Raw genomic sequence first — 22925 nt, forward strand, 5'->3', positions numbered from 1 at the left:
ATGCCTTTAGAAGGCAATTAATACTGATTATTGATTGGGCAATTGAATGTGCTTTGCAGCAAAATGCAAAGCCTCAATTGAATAAGGGCTATCAGTGGTTTTTTGTAGCTCTTTTGGCAGCGACGGAATCAGACCTAAAAAGGGCGCGTCAATCCTAGCTCGCAGGGTCTGGAGATTTCCCTGTAGAAGAGGCATTTCCTCTTCAAGGGCATTGGCAATCCATCCAGCAATCTTTAAGTTGCGCGCTTTGATTACTTCATACGTTAACAGGGCGTGATTAAGGCAGCCTAATTTCATGCCCACCACAAAAATTATTGGCAAATCAATCTTCTTTGCAAACCCACCTAAATCTTCATCTTGATTTAAAGGTACTAACAGGCCGCCAGCTCCCTCAACCACAATGCAATCCGCATGCTTTTGAATATTCTGAAAAGCGTTATGCATGACGCTCATCTCAAGCTTTAAACCCTGCTGCGCTGCTACTAGGTGAGGCGCGGCGGGTTTATCCAGCACATAAGGACATAAACTCAATTCACCATGACTGAGGTCAGAGGCAATGCGTAGTGTTTCTAAGTCTTCATTGAGAGTTATGCCACTTTTATCTTTGTAGGTGCCAGCGACAACCGGTTTAAAGCCAATGGCATTTATTTGTTGCTCGCGCAATTTCACAATGAGCGCGCCGCTTACCAAGGTTTTCCCAACTTCGGTATCAGTTCCTGCAACAAAGAATCCAGCGGACTTATTCATGGGATATCTTTTGGATTGCTGTCTGCTCAATCGTTTTCAAGGTGGCGATTAGCTGACGTAAATCCGCTTCACTATGATTTGCCGAGAAGGTAATTCTCAATCGTGCACTACCAATGGGTACGGTCGGTGGACGAATGGCTGGAATCCAGTAACCAGCATCATCTAATAACTTAGCAGCCAGCAAGGCATTAGCATTACTGCCCAAAATAACAGGCTGAATGGCTGTACAAGAGGGTACCTTTTCCCACTGAGCAAAATGCATTTCATCTTGCCAAATGCGAATGAGTTTATTGAGTTGGGTGCGGCGACTGCTACCTTCATTCCCCTCAATGATGTCTAAACTCTTGGAGAGTGTGTGTGCTATTGCTGGTGGCGTAGCAGTACTGTAAATGAAGGGGCGACCTTTTTGGATAAGCCATTCAATCAAGGTTGCATGTGCACAAACAAATGCACCGCTGACACCAGCAGCTTTCCCAAGCGTGCCGATATACACAATGCGATCTGAGCAGATATTTTCCTGCTCCAATATGCCGTGACCGTGCTTACCTAAAACCCCAAAGCCATGAGCATCATCCACCAATAGCAAGGCATCGTATTGCTCAGCGACTTCCAGTAATCTCTTAACAGGGGCAAGGTCACCATCCATGCTAAAGACGCCATCGGTGACGATTATCTTGAGGGCGCTCTGATCAGCCTTTAGTGATTCACTTAATGTATTGATGTCTTGATGATCAAATAAGTGAACTCGTGCTTTAGTTTGCGCACTTGCTAGGCGAACACCATCAATCAAAGACGCATGATTTAACTTGGCTGAATAAATGTTGGTGGATCCATTTGGGGCAAGTCTTGCTAGGGCTGTAATCGCTGTCAGATTTGCAAGGTAGCCGGTACTAAAAAAGAGTGCACGTGCATCTGGGATATGTTGCCTCTGAAAATCTGCCAACTTACTTTCAAGAATCTCATGGGCAATGCTGTGGCCGCTGATGAGATGAGAGGCGCCACTACCAACGCCATACTGTGCTGCACCTTCAGCAAGGGCTTGAATGAGATCGGGATGATTTGCTAAGCCTAGATAGTCATTGCTGCAGAAAGCCTTTAATTCTCGTCCGTTCACCAGAGCTTTGGTGTCGCATGGAGATTCAGTTGACCTGAGTTTTCGCTTGAGTAGCTGCAAATCCAAATCTGCAATTTGCTCTTGCGCTAATTGAAGGGCATTACATGCGTTTGTCATACCAATGTCTTCTCGAGGGCAAGCTGCACTGCTTTACCTAATTGCATCGTTTCTTCGGATGACAGAATATAGGGAGGCATTACATAAATCGTATTACTAATTGGCCTGATTAATACAGCTGCTTCCAGGCTATTGGCAAACATCGTTCTTGCAAAAGTTTTGGGATTCTTAAGGCAATTGTTTTTAACGTCAAATGCCAAAATCATTCCCTGCTGGCGCCAATGCTCAATTCGGGGATCTAACTTTGCCCATGTAAATGCATTTGCTAGATCTTGCGAGCGCTCAATGTTTTTTTCTAATACGTTTTCGGATTCAAAAATCTCAAGACAAGCTAGAGCGGCAGCGCATGCTAACGGATTGCCTGTGTATGAGTGGGAGTGTAAAAACCCTTGCGACGTTTGGTCGCCATAAAACGCTTGGTAAATCTGATCGGTAGTAAGGCATAGAGATAGTGGCAAGTAACCGCCACTAATTCCCTTGGAGAGCGTTAAGAAATCTGGCCAGATACCAGCATGTTCACAGGCGAAGAACTTACCGCTCCGTCCACAGCCAACGGCAATCTCATCTGCAATCAGATGCACTTCATAGCGATTGCATAGTTCTCTGACTAGGCGCAAATATTCGGGAGAGTGCATCGCCATTTGTCCGGCGCATTGCACTAAGGGTTCAACAATAAACGCAGCTATCTGTTGATGCTCTTTTGCAAATAACTCTTCAAGTTGTTTGGCTGCGTGTTTTGCCACATCATCTGCGGTCTCACCAACTTTTGCTTTGCGTGCATCGGGGGAGGTGACTGTGTAGACATCTTGCAGCAGTGACCCATAAGCTTCTCTAAAAATGGCTACGTCAGTTACTGCTAATGCACCTAACGTTTCTCCGTGATAACCATTCTCTACACAAACAAACTTTTTCTTTTGTGGTTTGCCATTGAGTTGCCAATAGTGATGACTCATCTTCAGTGCAATCTCAACAGCAGACGCGCCATCGGATGCATAGAAGACGTGACCTAAGTGATGCTTGGTTAGTGCTGAAATTTTTTCAGATAATTCGACTACTGGAGGATGGGTAAATCCTGCGAGCATCACGTGCTCAATTTTTTCTAGCTGCTCAGTTATTGCATGATTGATGCGTGTATTGGAGTGGCCAAATAAATTGGTCCACCAAGAACTAATAGCATCGAGCAGGGCATTTCCATTTTCGTCATAGAGCCAAGCACCTTTGCCTTTGGTAATCGCAACTAGCGGAAAAGACTCATGCTGTTTCATCTGAGTGCAGGGGTGCCAAACGGCGGCTAGGCTGCGATCAACGAGTGCGGCTTGATTTAAATCAGAAATAACCTTCATGTTTGATATTTGACCACTAGTTTTCCCAATTTCAGGCCTGTATCTGTTATGTTTATGCCTTGAATCTACCTAATTTCTGGAATTTGCCCATGCAGGACACTCAAACCGTTGAAAAACCTTTAACTCAGTTCAAATCGAAGGCTGAATTGCATCAAAGTATTAATTCGGAGATTGAGGCGCCTGGAGAGTGGTCAGTGGCTCAAATTGAGGCCTTATTTGCACTCCCATTCAATGAATTGATGTTGAAGGCTCAAGAGACTCATAAGGCTTATTTCCCTGAGGGTGATGTGGAATTGGCTACCTTGTTGTCAATTAAAACGGGCGGCTGTCCTGAAGACTGCGGCTATTGCCCGCAAGCAGCGCGTTATGACACCGACGTTAAGGCCGAGAAGTTAATGGGCTTGGAAGAGGTTTTAGAGGCTGCTAAAGCAGCTAAAGCAGCCGGTTCTAACCGTTTCTGTATGGGTGCTGCATGGCGTGAGCCCAAAGATCGCGATATTGAAAAAGTGACCGCCATGATTAAGGGCGTTAAGGCCTTAGGCCTCGAAACCTGCGCTACCTTGGGCATGTTGGAAGCTGATCAAGCTCAGGCCCTCCAAGAGGCTGGCCTGGACTTCTATAACCATAATTTAGATACCAGCGAAGATTTTTACCGCTCAGTGATCTCCACTCGTGGTTATCAGGATCGCTTGGATACGATTTCCAATGTCCGCGCTGCCGGTATGTCAGTTTGCTGCGGTGGAATCGTAGGAATGGGTGAATCCAGGGAACAGCGCGCTGCCTTTCTGGCGCGCTTAGCCAATCTGAGCCCATATCCAGAATCAGTGCCTATTAATCATTTGGTGCCAGTTGCTGGTACTCCTTTGGCAGATCAAAAGCCATTAGACCCATTCGAGTTTGTTCGAACTATTGCGGTTGCTAGGATCACCATGCCTAAAGCCCGCGTGCGTCTGTCTGCTGGTCGTCAGGAGCTCGGCAGAGCAGTCCAGGCGATGTGTTTCTTGGCTGGTGCTAACTCGATTTTCTACGGTGAGCAACTGCTCACTACCGGTAATCCTGAGGCAGAACAAGACCGTGCACTCTTAGCTGAGTTGGGTCTGAAGACCAAGCAAAGCAGCAAAGCAGAGGTTTTAATTTAACCTTTGTCGCGAATGTCTCCGATAGATCGCTTTATTCTGGAATTTGATACTGCCCTTAGGTCGGTAGTTGGGGGCGCCAATGCTCAAAGACCCACCCCAGGGTCGGATTTTGCCAATCATTCTGGTTTGGATGCTGCCGAACGAAAACATGCTGCTGGACTCATGCGTGTCAATCACGTTGGTGAAGTTTGTGCGCAAGCGTTGTATCAATCACAAAAATTAGTCGCACGAAATTCAGATATTCAAGAGATGCTGGACCACTCTGGTCGCGAAGAAATGGATCACCTAGCGTGGTGTGAAACTCGCCTACAAGAGCTTGGGTCACATACCAGCTATCTCAATCCACTTTGGTATGCGGGATCCTTTGCAATCGGCTTGGCAGCAGGCTTAGCGGGCGATAAGTGGAGTTTAGGATTTGTTGCTGAAACAGAAAAACAAGTTGAGAATCACTTAGAAAGTCATCTCGAAAAATTGCCTAAAGAGGATCAACGCTCACGTGCAATTGTTGATCAAATGCGCATGGATGAAATTGCTCATGGACAAGCCGCAAAAAATGCAGGCGGTGCAAATTTGCCAGAAACTATTCAGAAAATAATGCACGCAATGTCTAAGGTAATGACTACTACTGCTTACAAAATTTAAAACTGAAATACGATTAATTCTTAAAAATTAATTTCCGATTAATTTTGATATATTTTTTTGATATTACTGTTTATAAATACAGTATATTTTGCGATTATCTAGCCCAATAGCTAAGATCTATTCTTAAGTATATTTTCCAAGCCATTGTTTCAAGTAGCTATTTTACTAACACCATTTTCTGAACACATGACGCTAAGTGTTTGTAAACACTAGAGAAATTCCTAAAAAAACTCCTAAAAACACTTGACCCTCTTAGTGCGATCCTCTAAAGTGGGAGGAAGTGTGAAAAAGTGGGGTAAATGGTGTTTCAAGGTGCGTCAGCTCTCAATTTAGATGCAAAAGGCCGCATGTCTGTGCCGGCAAAGCATCGTGACGCCTTGTTGGTACAGGGCGAGGGCCGAATCACGCTCACAAAACACCCCGACGGCTGCCTACTTCTCTTCCCAAGGCCTGAGTGGGAAACCTTCAGAGCGAGAGTTGCACAACTTCCAATGGATGCTCATTGGTGGCGTCGAATCTTCTTGGGTAACGCAGCGGAAATGGAATTGGATAGTGCTGGTCGCGTATTGGTCGGTCCAGAATTGCGTGCAGCAGCTGGAATAGAAAAAGAAGTGATTTTGCTTGGTATGGGAAGTCACTTGGAATTGTGGGATGCAGCAACATACGCTGCAAAAGAACAGGCGGCGATTGCGCAAGGCATGCCTGAAGCACTCAAGCAATTTAATTTTTGATGACAGGGTGCTATGAACATATCTCATCGCCCAGTGTTACTGGCCGAGGCGGTGACGGCGCTAGTTGGCGGCCCACTGATTCAAAATCAAAATTCAGCAAAACAAATTCTGGTAATCGATGGAACCTTTGGGCGTGGCGGTCATACTCAAGCGCTGCTCAAAGAATTGAATCCATCAGCACGAATGATTTCTTTCGACAAGGATTTGGATGCGATCGCAGTAGCGCAGCAAATCAACGATCCGCGCTTGAAAATTGTGCACGACAGTTTTGCGCAGATGGATCAGTACGCGGAAGCAGAATCAGTCGATGGAATTTTGTTGGACTTGGGGATCAGCTCGCCCCAAGTGGACGAAGCACATCGGGGATTTTCTTTTCGACGCGAAGGTCCACTCGATATGCGCATGAATACCGATCATGGTTTAACTGCAGCAGAATGGTTGGAGCAAGCACCACCGGAGGAAATCACGCACGTGATTAAGACTTACGGAGAAGAACGCTTTGCATATCAGATCGCTAAAGCCATTGTGGCCAAGCGTGAAGAAGGCTTGTCTCCAAAAACTACAACAGAATTAGCCAGTCTTGTAGCTAGTGTTGTACGCACACGTGAATCGGGTCAAGATCCTGCAACCAGAACATTTCAAGCCCTGCGAATTTTTATCAATCGCGAGCTAGAAGATTTAGAGCTCGGTTTAAAAGCGGCATTGAAATTATTAAAGCCTGGCGCAAGACTAGCGGTAATCAGTTTTCACTCTCTTGAAGATCGCATCGTGAAGCAGTTCATGCAAGCACATGCCAAAGTAGAGGTGCCTCGTGGCTTGCCGGTGCGCGAAAAAGATTTGCCGCAAAGCGCGCTTGAAATTATTGGTCGTGTTAAGCCTAGTGATGCAGAGGTATCTGAAAATCCTCGCGCACGATCAGCAATAATGCGTGTCGCTGAAAAGCGCATGGGGGCAGTTGCATGAATCGCGCGACATTGACCTTGCTCGCATTGCTATTAATTTGTGCTCTATCTCTAGTGGCGGCGCAGCAGCGTGCGCGTAAGTTATTTATTTTGCAGGAACGGGCGCAGATTGAAGAGCGTAAATTAAATCAAGAATGGTTACGTCTTGAGTATGAGCAACGCAATCTTTCGAAGTCCGCACGTATTCGTGATGTTGCGCGCAATCAATTACGCATGTCCCCAATTTCTCCTGAACGTACTTTGTATCTGAGGGAGGCTAAATGAGGCCGGTTGGTTTTTCTACTACGCCTAATTTAGTGTTGCGTCTGCCAATGTGGCGGTCGCGTTTAATGCTATTCCTCCTATTCTTTGTTTTCATGATGCTTTTGCTACGTGCATTTTGGATTCAGGGTCCAGGCAATGCATTCTATGAAGCAAAAGGCGTGCGCGGCACTCAGCGTGAATTAGAGTTGCCCGCAAGCCGCGGAAAAATTTTGGATCGTAATGGTCAGGTTATTGCGACTAGTCTTGAAGCGAAATCGGTTATCGCCTATAACGACACAGTGCCTGATGATTTGGCTGCAGATAAGGTGCAGAAGCTGGCAAGTCTCTTGCAGATGAGCGAATCAGATTTACGCAAGAAGCTAAAAGAAGAGCGCAAGCAAATCTTCTTAAAACGCCAAGTTGATCCAGCGGTTGCACAGCAAATTAAGCAATTAGAAATTCCGGGTATTGGTTTAAATAACGAATATCGTCGCTTCTATCCAGAGGGCGAGGCGATGGCGCACGTGGTTGGCTTTACAAACGTAAACGATAAAGGCCAAGAGGGCATGGAGCTTTCGAGAGAGAAAGATCTTGCCGGACACCCAGGGCAGAGACGTGTAGTGGTTGATCGTCTTGGGCGCGTTGTTGATGAAATGGCTATTTTGCAGTTGCCACAAAATGGCAAGGACTTGAATCTTTCGATTGATAGCAAGATTCAGTTCCTGGCCTATAACGCTGTGAAAGATGCAGTTGAAAAGCATCACGCTAAAGCAGGTGGCGCCGTAGTGCTTGATACACAAACAGGCGAGATTTTGGCTTTGGCAAACTATCCAAGTTACAACCCGAATGATCGAAGGGTATTAACTGGCGAACAATTACGTAATCGCGTCTTAACGGACACCTTTGAGCCTGGCTCAACCATGAAGCCGTTAACGATTGCAATTGCATTAGAAAAAGGCGCGGTCAAGCCTGATACCAATATGGTAATTGGCGCTAAATATTTAATTGGACCAAAGCCAATTACCGATACGCATCCTTATGGCAATTTAACGGTCTCACAAATTATTCAAAAGTCCAGCAACATTGGAACGGCAAAGATTGCAATGAATAGTCTTTCTGCTGAAGAGATGTGGGATTTCTATACGGCAGTTGGATTTGGCCAAGCGCCAAAAATTGGTTTCCCTGGTGCTGTAGCTGGAACAGTTCACCCATTTAAAAAGTGGATGCCTACCGATCAAGCGCGTATTGCATTCGGTTACGGTATTTCTGCTTCGCTATTTCAGGTAGCTCGTGCTTATACAGTTTTTGCCCGTGATGGTGAATTGGTTCCCCTGACAATTGAGCGTAGCCCAGAATTTAAACCAGGCACAAAAGTTCTTTCTCCAAAAACTGCAATAGAAATGCGCGCCATGATGGAGTCTGTTACTGAGCCTGGAGGCACCGCTATCAAGGCTCAGGCTGAGGGTTTCCGTGTGGGTGGCAAGACTGGAACAGCACATAAGTTAGTTGGCAAAGGCTATGGCAATAAATACCGCGCCTACTTTGCTGGTCTCGCTCCCATTAGCGCTCCACGCATTGTGGTTGCAGTCATGATTGATGAGCCTACAGGTGGAAGTCACTACGGTGGTGATGTCGCGGCACCAGTTTTCTCAACCATTGTGAGTGAAACACTGCATACCTTAAATGTATTGCCAGATAATAAAGTGAAGCAGATGGTGCTGCAAGACAAGAGTCCACACGAGATTCAGTCTGCAAATGCACAAGCTCAACATGTGGTTTTGAAACGATGAGGGTGGACTTGAAAATAGACACCAATCACTTGATTGACCACTTACACACACTAGCGAATTCCTCCGCAAAAGTGTGTGCGGATAGTCGCCAGATTCAGTCTGGCGATATCTTTTTTGCCTATCCGGTAGGTCATGGCAATGCATTGCGCGATGGACGTCAATTTATTCATGCTGCCTTAGAAAATGGAGCAGCAGCTGTGGTGTTTGATCCTACGGGTATGGACAATCAATTTATAGATCACCCACAATGCTTCGCAGTTGAAAATCTTGCTGCAGAGGCAGGCCAGTTGTGCTCTCAGTGGTACGGAAACCCCAGCAAAGAATTGAGCATTATTGGCGTTACTGGTACCAATGGAAAAACAAGTATTACTCAGTGGCTTGCTCAGGCTTTAGATGCCAGCAATCATCGTACTGCGGTTTTAGGCACTTTAGGAACTGGATTTCCAGGTGCTTTAGTTCAAACTGGATATACAACTCCAGATGCTCCAAAGTTACAAACTCAGCTAGCAGAGTTGCTCAGCGCAGGTGCAAAGCAAGTAGCCATGGAAGTATCTTCACACGCATTAGATCAATATCGAATCGCCGGAACTGACTTAAATTGCGCGGTCTTCACCAATCTCACGCAAGATCATTTGGATTACCACGGCAGTATGGAAGAGTACGCCGAGGCGAAAGCGAAGTTATTTCAGCAGTCTGGACTTAAGCATGCGGTCATTAATTTGGATGACGCATTTGGTCGTGAGTTAGCTATGAATCTGTTGGCTAAAAATGATTTGAAAGTTTGGGCGTACGCCTTGTCGCCAGCAATATTTAAAGGTTTTGAAAAATTTGGTGACCGATTACACCGTATTTATGCAAAAGAGACTGCGTTGAGTGGTGCAGGCTACGATTCCACTTTTGTTTATGACAATGCGGGAAGTGCTCAATTGCACATCCCGTTATTGGGTGAATTTAATTTAAGTAATGCGCTTGCAGTATGGACGGTATTGCTTACTCAAGACATGAGCTGCGAGCTTGCAGCGCATAAAGTCAGTCAATTAAATCCGGTGCTTGGGCGTATGGAGTTAATTCAGATTGGCAAGCCTCAAAAAACAGAAAGCTTATTGGCGGTTGTCGATTACGCACATACGCCAGATGCTTTAGAAAAAACTTTGCAGGCTTTGAGACCTATTGCAGATCAGCGTGGTGGAAACATTTGGTGTGTATTTGGCTGCGGTGGCGATAGAGATGCCGGAAAACGATCGCTAATGGGCGCTGTTGCAGAGCGTTATGCCGATCAAATTTTGATTACTAGTGACAATCCACGCTCAGAGGATCCGCAAGCCATCATGCAGATGATTCGTGGCGGTCTAAAAGTGGATGCAACAAATGTTCAGATGATTGCCGATCGTGCTGCTGCCATTATGGCGGCTGTGCGCAATGCGAATGCTCGCGATATTGTTTTGGTCGCTGGTAAGGGTCATGAAACTACCCAAGAAATTAATGGCAAGAAATTTGATTTCTCTGACCAGGAACATATTCGCTTGGCTGCAGGGGGTGGAATCTAATGTCCATCATGACAACGCTTGCTCAAGCACAGGCCATGCTGCCAGGAAGCAAGCTAATTAATACCTCTGTAGAAGCCGCTCAGGAGTTAGTTGTTGCTCGAGTGGGTACTGATAGTCGTCAGATAGAGCGCAATGAATTATTTGTGGCTTTGGTTGGCGAGCGTTTTGACGCTCATGACTTCTTATCTGATGTTGCTAAAGCTGGAGCAGGTGCTGCGCTAATTAGTAGTAAAGATAAATGCCCGACCGACTTGCCAGCAATTTGCGTTTCGAATACACGCGTTGGTTTAGGAAATTTAGCCAAAGCATGGCGCGCTAATCACCCCATTCCTTTAGCTTTGGTTACTGGTAGCAATGGTAAGACCACCGTTAAGGAAATGATTGCTTCTATTTTCAAGGCTGCCGTTGGTGAGCAACATACCCTGGTGACCAAAGGTAATTTGAACAACGATATTGGTTTGCCATTAACCCTATTAAAGTTACGCTCGACGGATCGTCTAGCAGTTGTTGAGCTTGGCATGAATCATCCGGGTGAGACGGCACAGTTGGCTGCTATTGCTCAAGCCAATATCGCATTAATTAATAACGCCCAGCGTGAGCATCAAGAGTTTATGGCAACAGTGGCTGCTGTAGCTGAAGAACACTCTGATGCAATTCGCGCTTTACCAAGTGATGGCATCGCTGTATTCCCAGCAGATTCTGAATTTGCAAATGTTTGGCGCCAGGCCGCTGGAGGTCGCAAGGTCATTGATTTTGTTTTGTCATCTGCACAGACTAAGGCATCGGCTGCAGTTACTGGGACCCTATTAAGCAATGGGTTAGTGCAGATTAAAACTGAACAAGGCAGCATCGAGGTTCAGTTAAATACTTTGGGTAGCCATAATGTTCGCAATGCCCTAGCAGCAAGTGCGGTAGGAATTGCTGCTGGTGTAGGTCTTGAAAAAATTAAGCAGGGTCTCGAATCTTTCTCGCCGGTCAATGGACGTATGCAAGCTAAGGCGATCGATTCAAATCGAACCCTCATTGATGATAGCTATAACGCTAATCCTGATTCTGTAAGAGCGGCTATTGACGCTTTAAAACAATCAGGAAATTTATCTTGGTTGATTTTGGGTGATATGGGTGAAGTTGGTAATCAAGGTCCAGAGTTTCATCGGGAAGTTGGCGCTTATGCTGCTGAACAAGGGGTTGCCAAGCTTTTTGCCTTAGGTGAGCAATGCCAATTCGCACTCCAAGGATTTAATGAGGCTGGTAAAGGTGTTGCAACTTCAGCTCGGGCAAAACATTTTTCAGATATGGACAGTCTGATTGCGCAATTAAGAGATGCGCTTCATACCCAGTCCAGCGGCAGCAATCAGCATTTAAATATTTTGGTTAAAGGTTCACGGTTTATGCGCATGGAGCGTGTAGTGCAGGCCTTGTTAGAGGAGGCTAAAACATGCTCTTAATGTTGGCGCAATGGTTGCAGGATGATTACGGATTTTTCCGAGTGTTTAACTACATCACTTTTAGGGCGGTGATGGCAACGGTGACTGCATTGTTAATTGGTTTGGCTGCCGGACCTTGGGTTATTCGCAAACTTACCGCTTTAAAGATGGGTCAGGCAGTAAGAACAGATGGGCCGCAAACGCATTTAGTGAAATCTGGCACTCCGACAATGGGTGGCGTCTTAATTTTGATTGGCATCTTTATTTCATGCATGCTGTGGGCGGATCTTAGCAATCGCTTTATTTGGATTGTGATGATTGTTACCTTTGGCTTTGGCTTGGTAGGTTGGGTGGATGATTACCGTAAAGTGGTCTACAAAGATCCTAAGGGTATGGCCTCTAAAGAGAAATTCCTTTGGCAAACTTTGATTGGTTTGTTTGCTGCAATCTACCTTGCGTTTTCTGTTTCCGAGGTCAATAACCTCAAAGTGCTGCAATTATTCTATGAGTGGCTCAGAAGCGGTTTCGCTTTAGACCTGCCAGCAAAAACCGACTTGTTATTACCGTTTATGAAGGAAGTGAGCTACCCATTAGGAATTATGGGTTTCATTATTTTGAGTTACTTGGTAATTGTTGGTAGTAGTAACGCAGTCAACTTAACTGATGGCCTTGATGGTTTGGTCATCATGCCAGTCATTCTGGTGGGTGCTGCATTAGGTGCTTTTGCCTATGTAATGGGTAATGCAATTTATGCAAAGTACCTCCTCTTTCCTTATATTCCTGGCGCTGGCGAGTTAATGATTTTCTGTGGCGCTATGGGCGGCGCAGGATTAGCTTTCCTTTGGTACAACACTCATCCAGCTCAAGTATTTATGGGTGACGTAGGTGCGCTAGCTTTAGGTGGTGCGCTCGGCACTATTGCAGTCATTGTTCGTCAAGAGATTGTGTTGTTTGTGATGGGCGGTATTTTTGTTGCCGAAACCCTTTCAGTCATGCTGCAAGTGTTTTGGTTCAAGTTAACTAAAAAACATTTTGGCGAGGGCCGTCGTATTTTTCGCATGGCGCCATTGCATCATCATTTTGAATTGGGTGGCTGGAAAGAAACACAAGTAGTTGTGCGCTTCTGGATCATTACGATTCTCTTAGTCTTAATTGGCTTATCTAGCTTGAAGTTACGGTGATCCAAAAGTAAATATGTTGATTTTAGAAAATACCTTCGCTAATTCAGCTTTCATGAGTGATGAAGGCTATCAAGCACCAAGCCGATTCCTCATTTTAGGTTTGGGTGAATCTGGTGTTGCAATGGCTAAGTGGTGCTTGCGTAATGGTGCAGAGGTGCGTCTCGCCGACACCCGTGAGCAATCATTATTAAGTGAGCGTCAGAATGCTTGGTTGCAAGAGCTTCACATTGCGGGTCTAAAAGATACTTGTTTTGGACCTTTGAGTGATGACTTACTCAAAGGGATTGATGTGATTGGTATCAGCCCAGGGCTTTCTCCGGTGCAAGACCCAATTTATTCATTCTTGGTAAAAGCTGAGGAAGCTGAAATCGACGTGTGGAGCGAAATTGAATTTTTTGCTCGTGCAATTTCTGCTTTAGGTCGCATGGCTCAGGCACAAGAGTCTAGCTATGAGGCTGCGATATTGGCGGTCACTGGTACCAATGGCAAAACAACGACTACTGCACTAACGGGTCAACTCTGTGAGCGCGCCGGCAAGAAAGTTGCTGTTGCGGGAAACATCAGCCCTGCCGCTTTGGAAAAATTAATGAGCTGCTTGGACTTGGCAGATCAAATTGTCGACATGCCTGATGTTTGGGTGTTGGAGTTATCCAGTTTCCAGCTGGTTTATACCCACACCTTAAATGTAACTGCAGCAACTGTGTTGAATATTACCCAAGACCATTTGGATTGGCATGGGGATATGCAGGCTTATGCAGACGCTAAGTCTAGAATATTTGGCGCCGATACAGTGTGCATCCTGAATCGTGACGACTCTCTTGTAATGGGCTTGCTTTCTGAAGAGCAGAAAACAGAGAAGTCTATTGTGACTTTTGGCTCTAATCGTCCAGATGAGCAAGGCGCATTTGGTATTGAGCATGACTTGCGTGCTGGAGGTATAGATTGGCTAGTATGGGCTGAAGTAGATGAGGATGTAGAGCCTAAGCCTAAGCGTCGTCGCAAGTCTGCGGTTGTTGAGGATGATGAGCCATTACGATTGAAGCGCCTCATTCCAGCTGATGCATTAAGAATTCGTGGTCGTCACAACGCCTTAAATGCCTTGGCTGCGCTTGCGTTAGCACGCGCTGCCAATTTGCCAATGAACTTGTTATTGCATGGTTTGCGTGATTACCATGGCGAGCCTCATCGAGTACAAAGCATTGCGATTGTTAAAGACGTTGAGTATGTGGACGATAGTAAAGGCACTAATGTGGGTGCTACTGTTGCCGCATTAAATGGTTTGGGTAATAACGAATTAGGAAAACGCATTTGGTTAATTGCTGGTGGAGATGGTAAGGGGCAAGATTTCAGCCCACTTCGTGAACCAGCTTTGCGTTTTGTAAAGGGCGCCTTCGTGATTGGCAAAGATGGTGTTGCCATTGGCGAATCATTAGGCGCTGGAATACCTGTCACTAATTGTGGTGACTTAGTGACTGCAGTTCAGACTGCAGCTGCGCAGGCAATATCTGGTGACATAGTGTTGTTATCTCCAGCTTGCGCTAGCTTAGATCAGTTCCGTGACTATAAAGAACGCGCTCAAGTATTTGCTGCAGAAGTCGAAGAGTTGGGAATGCGCTTTGAAGGGGTCCAGGCATGAACTTAAAAGAGAAATTCTTTCCTGAAAACCGTCTTGGATTAAATCGTTTCTGGAATTTTTCTAGAGGCGGAATCGATAACTTCCGTACTGGCTTGCGAGATGCGGTATCTGGCGTAGAACAAACTCGTTCACGCATGATGGAGTATGACCAGTTGCTTGTTTGGGCAATTTTGTCCCTCATGTTGATTGGTCTAGTGATGGTGTATTCAGCCTCTATTACTTTGGCTGATGGACCTAAGTATGCAAACTACAGTAGCAACTTTTTTTTGATCCGCCACATGATTTCTTTGGCGATTGCTATTGGAGTGGGGATTTGGGCTTTCAAGATTCCTACAAAGGTATGGGATCGTTATTCACCAGTCATTTTTGGATTTACCGTTTTACTACTTATCGCGGTACTCATCCCTGGTGTCGGCAAAGGCGTGAATGGAGCTAAGCGTTGGATTCCCCTTGGCTTGATGAACTTTCAGCCTTCCGAGCTAATGAAATTTGCTGCAGTGATCTTTGCGGCAAGCTATACAGTGCAACGCCAAGAATATCTCCATTCCTTTGTGAAGGGTATGTTACCCATGGGTATTGCGGTTGCCTTGGTTGGTGGCTTGCTGATGGCTGAGCCGGATATGGGTGCATTCGTTGTGGTTGCATTGATTGCATTTGGCATTCTCTTTTTGGGTGGTATCAACGCTAAATTGTTCGGTGGTTTGATTGCGGTTGGTTTGATGAGCGGTGCAACGATGATTGCGCTCTCACCATTCCGTCGTGGACGTATGTTGGCATTTATGGATCCATGGCAAGTAGATAACGCAGCCAATAAGGGATATCAATTAACCCATTCACTCATGGCATTTGGGCGTGGCGAATGGTTTGGTACAGGCCTTGGCGGTAGCGTAGAAAAATTACATTACTTGCCTGAAGCCCACACCGATTTCATCATGGCAGTGATTGGTGAAGAGCTTGGTTTTGTTGGTGTCGTCGTGATGATCTTCTTGTTCTACTGGATCGTACGTCGCGCATTCTTAATCGGACGCACCGCATTGCAATTAGATCGTAGCTTTGCAGGACTTGCTGCTAAGGGTGTAGCTATTTGGATTGGTTGGCAGGCCTTTATTAATATGGGTGTGAACCTTGGGCTGTTACCAACTAAAGGTTTGACTTTGCCATTGGTGAGTTATGGTGGTTCTGGTATTTTGATGAATGCTGTTGCGATGGCAATGCTATTGCGCATTGATTTTGAAAATCGCATTCTGATGCGTGGAGGGAAGCTTTGACAAAACCCTCAATTCTTGTGATGGCTGGTGGTACTGGTGGGCATATTTTCCCAGGCCTAGCTGTCGCTGAATATCTGCGGATTTGCGGCTGGAATGTCTCTTGGTTAGGTAATCAAGCGGGCATGGAATATCGCCTCGTGAAGTCTTGTGACTTTCCATTTGAGGCAGTTGATTTTGGTGGCTTGCGTGGGAAGGGTTTAAAGACCAAACTCATGTTGCCAATTAATTTGATGCGTGCATGCATTCAGAGTTGGAAAATCATGCGTCGCGTCAAGCCGAACGTTGTTTTAGGTATGGGTGGCTACATTACTTTCCCAGGCGGCTTAGTCAGTAAATTATTGAAGCGACCATTGGTTTTGCATGAAGCAAATTCAGTTGCTGGTAGCGCCAATATTGCGCTAAGCAAAATCGCCATGCGAACTTTGACTGGATTTCCCAATACGATGCCAAATGCAGAATGGGTTGGTAATCCGATTCGTGAAGAATTTGACCATATGCTCGCGCCAGCAGAGCGTTATGAGGAGCGCCAAGGACCTTTATCTATTTTGGTTGTTGGCGGTAGCTTGGGAGCTGCAGCCTTAAATGAAAATATTCCAGCTGCTTTGGCGTTGATTCCATTGGGGTCTCGTCCTAAGGTTATTCATCAAGCCGGCGATAAGCATTTGGCAGACCTAGAAAAGCGTTATGCCGATCTGGGTGTCGCGGCAGATATTCGTCCATTTATTGACGACATGCCAGCCGCGTATTCACAGGCAGATTTAGTAATTTGTCGTTCTGGTGCGATGACTGTTTCTGAAATAGCTGCTTGTGGAGTTGCTTCTTGCCTTATTCCTTTCCCATTTGCGATTGATGATCATCAAACCGCTAATGCACAGTTTTTATCTAGTGCAGACGCAGCAGTTTTATTGCCGCAGCCCTTACTCAATCCGCAAGATTTAGCAATGATGATTCAAAATCTGAATCGCAAAGAATTAAAAGAAATGGCGCTGAGAGCGCATGCCTTGGCTAAACCACATGCGACGCAGCGAGTGGCTGAAGTGTGTGCAGACTGTGCAGGAGTAGGCAAATGAAGCATATCGTTCAGCAAATTCACTTCATCGGTATCGGTGGCGCTGGTATGAGCGGCATTGCTGAGGTGCTTTTGAACTTGGGATATCAGGTTTCAGGATCAGATCTTGCGGAGGGCGCTGTTACTAAGCGCCTGAAAGAGTTGGGCGCCGTGATTTATATCGGCCATGATCCTAAAAATATTGGCACTGCTGAGGCAGTAGTCATTTCAACAGCAGTCGCTGGCAATAATCCCGAAGTCTTAGCTGCACGAGCAGCAAAAATCCCAGTTATTCAGCGCGCTGTGATGTTGGGTGAGTTAATGCGCCTAAAGCAGGGCATTGCGATTGCTGGTACCCATGGAAAAACAACGACTACTAGTTTGGTCGCATCAGTTTTGGCTGAAGGCGGACTAGATCCCACATTCGTGATTGGCGGGAAACTCAATTCTGCAAACGCCAATGCGCGTTTAGGGCGTGGTGACTTCATCGTTGTTGAGGCCGATGAATCCGATGCTTCTTTCTTGCAATTATTTCCAGCAATGGAAGTCGTCACCAATATCGATGCAGATCATATGGATACCTATCAGCACGATATGGCTCGCTTAAAGCAAGCATTTGTGCAGTTTATTCAGCGTATGCCGTTTTATGGTGTGGCAGTACTTTGTATTGATGATGCAAATGTGCGCGACATTATTCCATTTGTATCCCAACCAGTATTACGCTATGGCTTATCTGAGGATGCCGATATCCGTGCAAGTAATGTGCGCGCAGATGGCACACAGATGCATTTCACAGTTGATCGTCGCACGGTACGCAGACATGGCAATAAGCCTGGTCCACTCAATGTCACGCTGAACTTGCCTGGATTACACAACGTGCGTAATGCCTTGGCTGCAATTGGTATCGCTACAGAGCTGGGTGTGGGCGATGAAGCAATCACAAAAGCACTCTCTGAGTTTAGCGGGGTTGGTCGTCGCTTCCAGCGTTATGGAGAAATTCCGCTGGCATCAGGTGGCAGCTTTACTTTGATTGATGATTATGGACACCATCCGGTAGAGATGGCGGCCACTTTGGCTGCCGCACGCGGCGCCTATCCAGATCGTCGTTTAGTTCTGGCGTTCCAGCCACATCGCTTTACTAGAACGCGTGATTGTTTTGGTGAATTTGTACAAGTCCTTAAAAGCTTTGATGCGTTGGTATTGACTGATGTCTATCCAGCTGGTGAGGCAAAAATTCCAGGGGCAGATGGTAAGAGTTTGATGAAGGCCGCAATAGCTGAGGATAAGAATTCAAAAGCCTTATTAAATTCAGCTGCAGTTGCTTACGCCGCAAATATTGCAGAGATGCCAGAAAAATTGAGTCAAGTTTTAAAAGATGGAGATGTATTAATTACGATGGGTGCAGGATCAATTTCTGCTTTGCCGCATACGTTAGCGGAGGCAAAGCATGTCTAAAGTAGGTACTAACTTGAGCTCTTGGGGCGATCGCGTTAAGGCTAGCTTAGCTAGTATGGACGTTAAGTCATTCGGTCGTGTCGGCGTATTGCTTGGCGGTAAATCTGGCGAGAGAGAAATTTCTCTTATGTCAGGCAGTGGTGTGCTGGGAGCCTTGCGTTCTAAAGGTGTGGATGCCCACGCCTTTGATACCGGTTTGCGTTGCCCTACTGAACTACCTAAAGAAAAATTTGATCGTATTTTCATTTCGCTGCACGGTCGCTTTGGTGAGGACGGCACGATTCAGGGCCTGCTTGACTTATTAGGCTTGCCTTATACCGGTAGCGGAGTTTTAGCATCCGCTTTGGCGATCGACAAGATTGTCACCAAGCAAGTCTGGATTAGTAATGGACTGGCGACTCCTGAGTATGAAGAGTTGACCGCAACAAGTGATTGGAATGCTGTAGTTCAGCACCTAGGTTTGCCATTAATTGTGAAGCCTGCGCATGAGGGATCTTCCTTGGGGCTTACTAAGGTGAAATCAGTTGATGAGCTGCCGGCCGCTTACAAACTCGCCGCTGGTTTAGATAAAAAAGTGATTGCAGAGACCTGCATCATCGGCGACGAATTAACTTGCCCACTGGTTGGTTACGGTAAAACTGCCGAAGCATTGCCGGTGATCAAAATTATTCCTCCGCAAGCAAATTACGATTTTCATAATAAGTATTTCTCTGATGAAACTCAGTACCTATGCCCAACAGGGCTTGCGCCAGAGGTGAATGCTGCCGTTCAGGAATTAGCCTTGGCAGCATACAAAGCCTTGGGTTGCCGGACTTGGGGTCGTGCGGATGTGATGTTGGAGCAAAAAACTGGCAAACCTTATTTACTGGAAATGAATACTTCTCCAGGCATGACTTCTCATTCATTGGTGCCAATGGCCGCTAAGGCCGCAGGTATTGAGTATGCAGATTTGGTGCTTTGGTTATTGGGCCAAACACTGCCACAAAAAGAGGGTGCTCATGCATGAGTAACTTCATGGACCGCTTCGGTGAAATTTTCTCTATGTTGGTGGCTCCACTTTGGAATCACTCAGATCGCATGGAGAAGCTAAGTAGTTTCTTGATACGTTGCTTCATAGTGATGCTATTAATTGGTATTTTGGTTTGGCTTAGTCAGCGTCCAGTATTTGCATTGAAGCAAATACAAATTGAGCCAGTTGCAGGACAAACGCTCAAACATATTAAGAAGCCTATCGTGAGGCAGCAGGTCCTAGAAACGGTACAGGGTAATTTCTTTAGTGTTCGTCTAGAGGATGTAAAGCGAGGCTTTGAGAGCATGCCTTGGGTTCGACATGCCAATGTACGCCGTGTCTGGCCTAATGGATTGGTCGTCAGCATTGAAGAGCAGAAACCATTCGGTACATGGGGTGGTGCTGAGAGTCACACGTTAATGAACACTCATGGGGAGTTATTTGCTGGACGAGTCTCTGAGGTAGGTGACGACATCCATCTGGTTGACTTCTCTGGCCCCGCAGATTCAGGCAAGGAAGTGATGAGCCTTTATGAAAAAGCAAATAGCTGGTTTAAGCCTTGGGGTGCAGAAGTAACTAGTCTTGCCTTAACGGAGCGCTACGCATGGAACGTCAGACTGTCAAATGGTATGAGAGTCGAGTTTGGACGTGATGAAGAAAGCTCCGATAAAAATTTAACTGAAGAGCGTGTTGCGAGATTATTTAAATATTGGCCCCAAGTACAAGAGAAGTGGGCAAATCGAATTGATGCAATTGATTTGCGATATGCAAATGGTTTTGCGGTTCATCTTGCCTCTGCAAGTTTGAAGAAGAATGATGTAGATGGCAAAAAAAGCGAGCTGAAGCAATGAGGAATGGCAATGAGTAAAGACAATCGTGATGTGTTGGTTGGGTTAGATATTGGTACATCCAAGGTTGTTGCCTTGGTTGCTGAATTAGCTCCTGATGGTCAATTCAATGTAGTTGGCGTTGGCCAAACCGCATCTAAGGGCTTGAAGAAGGGCGTTGTAGTCAATATTGAGGCGACAGTTCAATCGATTCAAAAGGCGCTTGAAGAAGCCGAGGTGATGGCGGATCGTCAGATCGTCCAGGTATTTACGGGCATTGCTGGTAACCATATTGTGAGTTTTAACTCGAGCGGCATGGTGGCAATACGCGACAAAGAAGTTGGCGCTGGTGATGTGGAGCGCGTGCTCGAGACTGCCAAGGCTATCAACATTCCAACTGATCAGCAGATTTTGCACATCCTTGTTCAGGAATTCATTATTGATGGACAGGAAGATGTGCGCGAGCCGATTGGCATGAGCGGTCTTCGCTTAGAGGTGAAGGTGCACATTGTTACTGGCGCTGTAAGTGCGGCTCAAAACATTGTCAAGTGCGTACGTCGCTGTGGGCTTGAAGTAAACGATTTGATTTTGCAACCTTTGGCCTCAAGTTTGGCGGTGCTTACTGAGGATGAAAAAGAGTTGGGTGTGGTGTTGGTGGATATCGGTGGTGGAACTACTGATATTGCAATTTACTGCCAAGGTTCTATTCGTCATACCGCAGTAATTCCAATTGCGGGCGATCAAATTACCAATGACATTGCGATGGCTTTGCGTACACCAACAATTGATGCGGAAGATTTGAAGATTGCACATGGCATTGCTCGTCAAGACATGGCAGATCCTACTGCGATGATTGATGTTCCTGGTGTGGGCGATCGTGAGCCACGTCCGATGTCTAAGCAAGCATTGGCGGCAGTGATTGAGCCACGTGTGGAAGAGTTATTTACGCTCGTGCGAGGTGTAGTTCGCGACTCCGGTTACGAAGACATGGTTTCTTCTGGAATTGTTTTAACAGGTGGCACTGCGCTCATGCCTGGCATGGTGGAGTTGGCTGAGCAAGTCTTTTTAAGACCAGCCCGAATCGGTACGCCTGAGTACCGCGGCCATTTACATGAAGTTTTGCGTAGTCCCAGATATGCCACCAGCATTGGTTTGCTGATGGAAGGTCAAGCGCAGTTATTGCGCGGCCGTCGTGTTTCTCAATCAGGCGCGTTGCAAGGAGTTATCTCGCGCATGAAGGAATGGTTCGCAGGAAATTTTTAAGTTTTTTTCGTCGTCGTCAATGTAGTACGTTTTTTACCTAGGAGGGTATATGGAATTTGAAATGTTAGATCAAGAAACAGCTGGCAAGACCATTATTAAAGTGGTTGGAGTCGGTGGCGCTGGTGGCAATGCTGTCCAGCACATGATCCGTCGTGGTGTTAACGGCGTAGAGTTCATTTGCATGAACACCGATGCTGGCGCTTTACAGCGTTCTGAGGCATCTGTGAATTTGCAACTGGGCTCTAGCGGATTGGGTGCCGGGGCTAAACCAGAGATCGGTGCTGCATCTGCTGAAGAGGCGCGTGCACGTATTGCTGATACCTTGCAAGGTGCACATATGGTGTTCATCACTGCTGGTATGGGTGGCGGCACTGGAACTGGTGCAGCTCCGATCGTTGCTCAAGTGGCAAAAGAAATGGGCATTCTCACTGTTGGTGTGATCAGTAAGCCATTTGATTTTGAGGGCGTGAAGCGTTTGAAGGTTGCTGAGAACGGTGCTGCAGAGCTCGAGTCATATGTAGATTCGCTTATTGTTGTACTCAATGAAAAACTCTTTGAAGTAATGGGTGAAGATGCTGAGTTCGACAAAGCATTTGCTTGTGCTGATGACGTATTGCATAACGCGGTTTCAGGTATTGCAGAAATCATTAATGTTCAAGGTTTGATTAACGTTGACTTTGAAGACGTTAAGACAGTCATGGGCGAGCAAGGCAAAGCCATGATGGGAACAGCAACTGTTTCTGGTATGGATCGTGCTCGCTTGGCTGCTGAAGCTGCGGTGGCATCACCATTGTTAGAGGGTGTTGATCTTTCAGGCGCACGCGGTGTATTGGTTAACATTACTGCTAGCCGTTCATTGAAGTTGTCTGAGACTCGTGAAGTAATGGCTGCGATTCGCGGCTACGCTGCAGATGATGCAACAGTGATCTTCGGTACCGTATATGACGAGAGCTTAGGCGATGCCTTACGTGTGACTGTGGTTGCTACTGGTTTGAATAATCCTCAAGCTCGTAAAAATAACCAGCCTGAGGTAGTTTGGAGACAAGCTACTGGTACTCACGATGCAATGCCAACAATGGCTGATCTTAATAGTTTTGCCCCTGCAAGCCCATCTGCTGCAATGAGCAAAGTAAGCATGGATTCTGCTTTGGGAACTAGCGCAGGCTTGGCAATGACTGGTGTTGGTAGTGCTCCAGCAATCGCAGCTCAGCCAGCAAGTACTGGGGTTGATTACAGTCAATATGATTTACCACGCGTTTTTCGTAGCTCTCGTGAAGCGACTCCTGCGCCTACATTAGGTGCAGATAGCTCTCCGCAAGCTAAATCCATGTTGGACAAAGGGGCTGATTACTATGAAATCCCAGCCTTTTTGCGTAAGCAAGCAGATTAATTGACTGCTTTATACAATAGGTAATTGCAAAATGCCAGCGCGGCGC

At 46.2% G+C, this 22925-nt stretch carries 20 protein-coding genes; 17 read left to right on the forward strand and 3 right to left on the reverse strand.

Going from position 1 to position 22925, the window contains the following annotated elements; all coding sequences use genetic code 11:
* Positions 1 to 27: 27 nt before the first annotated feature.
* Genes bioD through bioA form a run of 3 tightly spaced genes read right to left on the reverse strand, consistent with a single transcriptional unit; the run spans position 28 to position 3321 of the window.
* Positions 28 to 747, reverse strand: coding sequence for a dethiobiotin synthase (gene bioD / locus QMF28_RS00865; protein ID WP_281742681.1), 720 nt, complete (start codon positions 745 to 747; stop codon positions 28 to 30).
* A complete protein-coding gene (gene bioF / locus QMF28_RS00870) occupies positions 740 to 1978 on the reverse strand; it encodes an 8-amino-7-oxononanoate synthase (protein ID WP_281742682.1) in 1239 nt (412 codons plus the stop codon). The genes bioD and bioF overlap by 8 nt, the downstream gene beginning before the upstream one ends.
* Positions 1975 to 3321, reverse strand: coding sequence for an adenosylmethionine--8-amino-7-oxononanoate transaminase (bioA, locus tag QMF28_RS00875; RefSeq protein ID WP_281742683.1), 1347 nt, complete (start codon positions 3319 to 3321; stop codon positions 1975 to 1977). Before bioA ends, bioF begins: the two co-directional genes overlap by 4 nt.
* An 89-nt stretch (positions 3322 to 3410) precedes the next feature.
* On the opposite strand from bioA, the gene bioB reads away from it, so the two are divergent.
* The 17 genes from bioB to ftsZ all read left to right on the forward strand — a co-directional run bounded on the left by bioB (position 3411) and on the right by ftsZ (position 22879).
* The gene (bioB, locus tag QMF28_RS00880) at positions 3411 to 4460 is read left to right on the forward strand and encodes a biotin synthase BioB (RefSeq protein ID WP_281742684.1); all 1050 of its coding nucleotides are present in this window, start codon (positions 3411 to 3413) and stop codon (positions 4458 to 4460) included.
* A gap of 12 nt (positions 4461 to 4472) precedes the next feature.
* Positions 4473 to 5102, forward strand: coding sequence for a 2-polyprenyl-3-methyl-6-methoxy-1,4-benzoquinone monooxygenase (gene coq7 / locus QMF28_RS00885; protein WP_281742685.1), 630 nt, complete (start codon positions 4473 to 4475; stop codon positions 5100 to 5102).
* A gap of 302 nt (positions 5103 to 5404) precedes the next feature.
* Entirely contained in the window at positions 5405 to 5833 is a 429-nt protein-coding gene (gene mraZ, locus QMF28_RS00890; RefSeq protein ID WP_281743577.1) for a division/cell wall cluster transcriptional repressor MraZ, read from the forward strand.
* A gap of 12 nt (positions 5834 to 5845) precedes the next feature.
* Positions 5846 to 6796, forward strand: a complete 951-nt coding sequence (gene rsmH, locus QMF28_RS00895; RefSeq protein WP_281742686.1) for a 16S rRNA (cytosine(1402)-N(4))-methyltransferase RsmH — start codon at positions 5846 to 5848, stop codon at positions 6794 to 6796.
* Entirely contained in the window at positions 6793 to 7059 is a 267-nt protein-coding gene (gene ftsL, locus QMF28_RS00900) for a cell division protein FtsL (protein ID WP_068320283.1), read from the forward strand. Before rsmH ends, ftsL begins: the two co-directional genes overlap by 4 nt.
* Positions 7056 to 8828, forward strand: coding sequence for a peptidoglycan D,D-transpeptidase FtsI family protein (locus QMF28_RS00905; RefSeq protein ID WP_068320285.1), 1773 nt, complete (start codon positions 7056 to 7058; stop codon positions 8826 to 8828). Before ftsL ends, QMF28_RS00905 begins: the two co-directional genes overlap by 4 nt.
* On the forward strand, positions 8825 to 10375 hold the full coding sequence (locus tag QMF28_RS00910) for a UDP-N-acetylmuramoyl-L-alanyl-D-glutamate--2,6-diaminopimelate ligase (protein WP_425594898.1): 1551 nt from the start codon (positions 8825 to 8827) through the stop codon (positions 10373 to 10375). Before QMF28_RS00905 ends, QMF28_RS00910 begins: the two co-directional genes overlap by 4 nt.
* Entirely contained in the window at positions 10375 to 11823 is a 1449-nt protein-coding gene (locus QMF28_RS00915; protein WP_281742688.1) for a UDP-N-acetylmuramoyl-tripeptide--D-alanyl-D-alanine ligase, read from the forward strand. The genes QMF28_RS00910 and QMF28_RS00915 overlap by 1 nt, the downstream gene beginning before the upstream one ends.
* Entirely contained in the window at positions 11814 to 12983 is a 1170-nt protein-coding gene (mraY, locus tag QMF28_RS00920) for a phospho-N-acetylmuramoyl-pentapeptide-transferase (RefSeq protein ID WP_281742689.1), read from the forward strand. Before QMF28_RS00915 ends, mraY begins: the two co-directional genes overlap by 10 nt.
* 52 nt (positions 12984 to 13035) lie before the next feature.
* Positions 13036 to 14619 carry a UDP-N-acetylmuramoyl-L-alanine--D-glutamate ligase gene (murD, locus tag QMF28_RS00925; RefSeq protein ID WP_281743578.1) on the forward strand — a complete coding sequence of 528 codons (1584 nt, stop codon included), beginning with the start codon at positions 13036 to 13038 and terminating at the stop codon, positions 14617 to 14619.
* Entirely contained in the window at positions 14616 to 15887 is a 1272-nt protein-coding gene (ftsW, locus tag QMF28_RS00930; RefSeq protein WP_068320291.1) for a putative lipid II flippase FtsW, read from the forward strand. The genes murD and ftsW overlap by 4 nt, the downstream gene beginning before the upstream one ends.
* Positions 15884 to 16957: an undecaprenyldiphospho-muramoylpentapeptide beta-N-acetylglucosaminyltransferase gene (gene murG, locus QMF28_RS00935; protein WP_281742690.1), complete on the forward strand. Its 1074-nt coding sequence runs from the start codon at positions 15884 to 15886 to the stop codon at positions 16955 to 16957. The genes ftsW and murG overlap by 4 nt, the downstream gene beginning before the upstream one ends.
* A complete protein-coding gene (gene murC, locus QMF28_RS00940; protein ID WP_281742692.1) occupies positions 16954 to 18390 on the forward strand; it encodes a UDP-N-acetylmuramate--L-alanine ligase in 1437 nt (478 codons plus the stop codon). Before murG ends, murC begins: the two co-directional genes overlap by 4 nt.
* Positions 18383 to 19396: a D-alanine--D-alanine ligase gene (locus QMF28_RS00945; RefSeq protein WP_281742694.1), complete on the forward strand. Its 1014-nt coding sequence runs from the start codon at positions 18383 to 18385 to the stop codon at positions 19394 to 19396. The genes murC and QMF28_RS00945 overlap by 8 nt, the downstream gene beginning before the upstream one ends.
* Complete coding sequence (locus QMF28_RS00950; protein ID WP_281742695.1) at positions 19393 to 20250, forward strand: cell division protein FtsQ/DivIB; 858 nt, start codon at positions 19393 to 19395, stop codon at positions 20248 to 20250. The genes QMF28_RS00945 and QMF28_RS00950 overlap by 4 nt, the downstream gene beginning before the upstream one ends.
* Before the next feature lie 9 nt (positions 20251 to 20259).
* The gene (gene ftsA / locus QMF28_RS00955; RefSeq protein WP_216213451.1) at positions 20260 to 21489 is read left to right on the forward strand and encodes a cell division protein FtsA; all 1230 of its coding nucleotides are present in this window, start codon (positions 20260 to 20262) and stop codon (positions 21487 to 21489) included.
* A 49-nt stretch (positions 21490 to 21538) separates the two neighbouring features.
* Entirely contained in the window at positions 21539 to 22879 is a 1341-nt protein-coding gene (gene ftsZ / locus QMF28_RS00960) for a cell division protein FtsZ (RefSeq protein ID WP_281742696.1), read from the forward strand.
* Positions 22880 to 22925 lie beyond the last annotated feature (46 nt).

It is taken from the genome of Polynucleobacter yangtzensis, assembly GCF_027924165.1.
GTDB classification, from domain to species: domain Bacteria; phylum Pseudomonadota; class Gammaproteobacteria; order Burkholderiales; family Burkholderiaceae; genus Polynucleobacter; species Polynucleobacter yangtzensis.